5 protein-coding genes are annotated in these 4,386 nt (G+C 70.3%); all 5 read left to right on the top strand.

Annotation, left to right across the window (positions count from 1 at the left end; all coding sequences use genetic code 11):
- The coding region (locus tag AC2VON_RS07795; RefSeq protein ID WP_486952430.1) for a hypothetical protein at positions 1–207 on the top strand (207 nt) is incomplete at its 5' end.
- Complete coding sequence (locus AC2VON_RS07790) at positions 204–605, top strand: type II toxin-antitoxin system VapC family toxin (RefSeq protein WP_486952429.1); 402 nt, start codon at positions 204–206, stop codon at positions 603–605. The genes AC2VON_RS07795 and AC2VON_RS07790, both read left to right, overlap by 4 nt.
- Positions 605–2,038 carry an NAD(P)H-hydrate dehydratase gene (locus AC2VON_RS07785; RefSeq protein ID WP_486952428.1) on the top strand — a complete coding sequence of 478 codons (1,434 nt, stop codon included), beginning with the start codon at positions 605–607 and terminating at the stop codon, positions 2,036–2,038. Before AC2VON_RS07790 ends, AC2VON_RS07785 begins: the two co-directional genes overlap by 1 nt.
- 20 nt (positions 2,039–2,058) lie before the next feature.
- The gene (gene gad / locus AC2VON_RS07780) at positions 2,059–3,438 is read left to right on the top strand and encodes a glutamate decarboxylase (protein ID WP_486952427.1); all 1,380 of its coding nucleotides are present in this window, start codon (positions 2,059–2,061) and stop codon (positions 3,436–3,438) included.
- A 94-nt stretch (positions 3,439–3,532) separates the two neighbouring features.
- The coding region (gene alr / locus AC2VON_RS07775; RefSeq protein WP_486952426.1) for an alanine racemase at positions 3,533–4,386 on the top strand (854 nt) is incomplete at its 3' end.

The raw sequence follows: 4,386 nt of genomic DNA, 5'->3' as shown, positions 1-4,386 counted from the left end.
GAGGAGCTCGAGGCGTCCGGGGCGTTGCGACGGTCCGGGAAGACGCTGGCCGACCTGGACACGTTCACCCAGTACACGTTGCCGGAGGGCGCTCCCGATCCGCTCAAAATGCTGCTTGAGGATCGTTACAGCGAAAGCGATTGGGAGCGCGAGCTCAGGGAAGAACTCGAGGCGAAACGGCGCAGCAGCGCCGGCCAGAACGCATGATCTACCTCGACGCGTCGGCATTGGTGACTTATGTGCTCAAACGGCCGAACGTTGTCGAATTGCGTGAGTTCCTCGCTGATCACGCTGAGTTTTGCGCGGCTACCAGCATCGTCGGGCTCGTCGAGACAGTGCGTAACTGTGATCGCGCCGGTAGCTTCCCGCATTTGATGGCGCAGCTTCTTCACGACTACGACGAACTCCAGGTGACTTCCGAGATCCGTGACCGAGCCGCGGACTTGCCTGGCGGGCTGAAAGCGCTCGACGCAATCCATGTCGCAACCGCGGAGGTCCTCGGTGCGGAACTGGTTGCCTTCATCACCTACGGCAGACAGATGGGCAACGTCGCCCGGTCGCGGGGGCTACCCGTGGCGTCGCCGGGCATGAAATCCTGGGATTGATGCGCCACTACTACACCGTCGAGCAGATCCGCGCCGCCGAGGCGCCGCTGCTGGCCGGCCTGCCCGACGGGACGCTGATGCGCCGGGCCGCGTTCGGGCTGGCGACCGCCACGGCCCGGGAGCTGACGGTCCGCACCGGCGGGGTCGCCGGCCGGCGCATCAGCGTTGTCGTCGGCTCCGGCGACAACGGCGGCGACGCGCTGTGGGCCGCCACCTTCCTGCGGCGCCGCGGCGCAGCGGCGACCGCGGTGCTGCTCGATCCGGAGCACACCCACCCGAAAGGGCTGGCGGCGTTCACCGCTGCAGGCGGGCGGATCGTCGAAACAGTTTCACCCGCAACGGATCTGGTGATCGACGGGGTGGTCGGCATCGCCGGTCGCGGCGCGCTTCGGCCGAATGCCGCCGAGGTGTTCGCGGCGGTGCATGCCGCCGGAATCCCGGTGGTGGCCGTCGACATCCCCAGCGGCGTCGATGCCCACACCGGCGCCGTGTCCGGTCCCGCCGTGCACGCCGCGCTGACGGTGACCTTCGGCGGTCTCAAACCGGTGCACGCGCTGGGTGATTGCGGACGTGTCGAACTGGTCGACATCGGCCTGGACCTGCCGCCCACCGACACCCACGGCTTCGAGGCCGCCGACGCGGCGGCGCACTGGCCGGTGCCCGGCGCCAAAGACGACAAGTACACCCAGGGCGTCACCGGCATCCTGGCCGGCTCGGCGACCTACCCGGGCGCGGCGATCCTGTGCACCGGAGCGGCGGTGGCCTCCGCTTCCGGTATGGTGCGCTACGCGGGAAGTGCTGCAGCACAGGTTGTTTCGCACTGGCCGGAAGTGGTGATCGCGCCCAGCGCGGCGGCCGCCGGGCGGGTGCAGGCCTGGGTCGTCGGCCCGGGGCTGGGCACCGATGGCACTGCTGCCGCCGCCTTGTGGTTCGCGCTGGGCACCGGCCTGCCGGTGATCGTCGACGCCGATGCGCTGACGATTCTGGCTGCGCATCCCGATCTGGTGAAGGACCGCAGCGCCCCGACCGTGCTGACCCCGCACGCCGGCGAGTTCGCCCGGCTGGCCGGCGCACCGCCCGGCGACGACCGCGTCGGCGCCGCGCGGCGTCTCGCCGACGACATGGGTGCCACCGTGCTGCTCAAGGGCAACGTCACCGTCATCGCCGCCCCGGGCGGACCGGTCTACCTCAACCCGGCCGGCCAATCGTGGGCGGCCACCGCCGGCTCCGGTGACGTGCTCTCCGGCATGATCGGCGCGCTGCTGGCCCACGGCCTGCCCGCCACCGAAGCCGCCGCCGCCGCCGCGTTCGTGCACGCCCGGGCGGCGGCGGTCTCGGCCGGGGATCCCGGACCCGGTGCCGCGCCGACATCGGCGTCGGGCATCCTGTCCCATATCCGAACCGCGCTGGCACAGCTGCAGCAGAAGCCGTAACCGACCCGAAAGGATTCGCCGTGCCCCACCCGTCTGTCCCCGCGCATTCGGTCGCCCCCGCCTACACCGCCCGGATCTTCACCGCGCCGATACCGGCGCTGCGACTGCCCGACGAGTCGATGGACCCGGAGGCCGCCTACCGGTTCATCCACGACGAGCTGATGCTCGACGGCAGCTCCCGGCTGAACCTGGCGACCTTCGTCACCACCTGGATGGATCCCGAGGCCGACAAGCTGATGGCCGAGTCGTTCGACAAGAACATGATCGACAAGGACGAGTACCCCGCCACCGCCGCCATCGAGCAGCGCTGCGTGTGCATGGTCGCCGACCTGTTCCACGCCGAGGACCTGCGTGATGACGACCCGTTCAGCGCCATCGGAGTGTCCACCGTCGGGTCGAGCGAGGCGGTGATGCTGGGCGGGCTGGCGCTGAAGTGGCGCTGGCGGGCACGGGTGGGTCCCGGTTGGAAGGACCGCACCCCGAACCTGGTGATGGGCTCCAACGTCCAGGTGGTCTGGGAGAAGTTCTGTCGCTACTTCGACGTGGAACCCCGCTATCTGCCGATGGCGCAGGACCGCTACGTCATCACCCCCGAGCAGGTGGTCGACGCCGTCGACGAGAACACCATCGGCGTGGTGGCGATCCTGGGCACCACCTACAGCGGGGAGCTGGAGCCGGTCGCCGAGATCTGCGCGGCGCTGGACACGTTGGCCGCCAAGGGCGGGGTGGACGTGCCGGTGCACGTGGACGCGGCCAGCGGCGGCTTCGCGGTGCCGTTTTTGCACCCCCGCGTCAAATGGGACTTCCGGCTGCCGCGGGTGGTGTCGATCAACGCCAGCGGCCACAAGTACGGGCTGACCTACCCGGGCATCGGGTTCGTGGTGTGGCGTAACCGCGACCACCTGCCCGAGGAGCTGGTGTTCCGGGTCAACTACCTGGGCGGCGACATGCCGACCTTCACGCTGAACTTCTCCCGCCCCGGCAACCAGGTGGTCGGGCAGTACTACAACTTCCTGCGGATGGGCCGGATGGGCTACACCGACGTCATGCGGACGCTGTCGGACACAGCGCGGTGGCTGAGCCATCGACTGAGCGCAACCGGATGTTTCGAGGTGATCAGCGACGGGACGGCGATCCCGGTGGTCAGCTTTCGGCTCGCCGGAGACCGCGGCTACACCGAGTTCGACGTCTCCCACGAGCTGCGGACCTTCGGCTGGCAGGTGCCGGCCTACACCATGCCGGAGGCCGCCACCGACGTCTCGGTGCTGCGCATCGTGGTCCGGGAAGGCCTCTCCGCCGACCTGGCCCGCGCCCTCTACGACGACATCGTCACCGCGCTGGCCACCCTGGACAAGCTCAAACCCGGCGGACACTTCACGCAGCAGCACTTCGCGCACTGAACGGGCCCTTCACGATCGGCGTGCTGATGCCGAGGCCGTGCGGCGCAACCATCGCGACGGCCATCTGGTCGGTTCTGGGACAATCGGTGCCGAGATGACTGCGATAACCCAGCGGCAGAGCCTGCTCGCCGAGGCCGTGGTCGACCTGGACGCCGTCGCCCACAACGTGCGGGTGCTGGCGGGACACGCCGGATCCGCGCAGGTGATGGCCGTGGTCAAGGCCGACGGATACGGCCACGGCGCGGTACCGGTGGCCCGGGCGGCGATGGCTGCCGGGGCGACGGAGCTGGGGGTGGCCACCGTCGACGAGGCGCTGGCGTTGCGGTCGGGCGGCATCACCGCCCCGGTGCTGGCGTGGCTGCACCGGCCCGGCGCCGACTTCGCGCCCGCACTCGCCGCCGACGTGCAGATCGCGGTCTCGTCGGCGCGGCAACTGGCCGAACTGCTCGACGCGGTGCACCGCACCGGCCGCACCGCGACGGTGACCGTCAAGGTCGACACCGGGATGAACCGCAACGGGGTCGGGATGGCCGACTACCCGGCGCTTCTGAGCGCCCTGCGCCGCGCCGTCGCCGACGGCGCCGTCGCGTTGCGGGGGCTGATGTCACATCTGGCCTGCGCCGACGAGCCGGAGAACCCGGCCAACGACGTGCAGGCGCATCGGTTTTCCGACCTGCTGACGCAGGCCCGCGGCCAGGGTGTGCGCTACGAGGTGGCCCACCTGGCGAATTCGGCGGCGACCCTGACCCGGCCCGACCTGGCCCACGACATGGTCCGGACCGGCATCGCCGTCTACGGACTGAACCCGGTGCCGGCCCTCGCTGATACCGGCCTGGTCCCGGCGATGACGCTGAAAACCACTGTGGTGCTGGTGCGGCCGATTCGGGCCGGCGAGGGCGTGTCCTACGGGCACACCTGGGTCGCCGAGGCCGACACCACCCTGGCGCT

The sequence above is a fragment of the Mycobacterium sp. TH-M82 genome, assembly GCF_057473605.1.
Note: the sequence above shows the minus strand (reverse complement) of the source record. Positions and strands in the feature narration are given on the sequence as shown.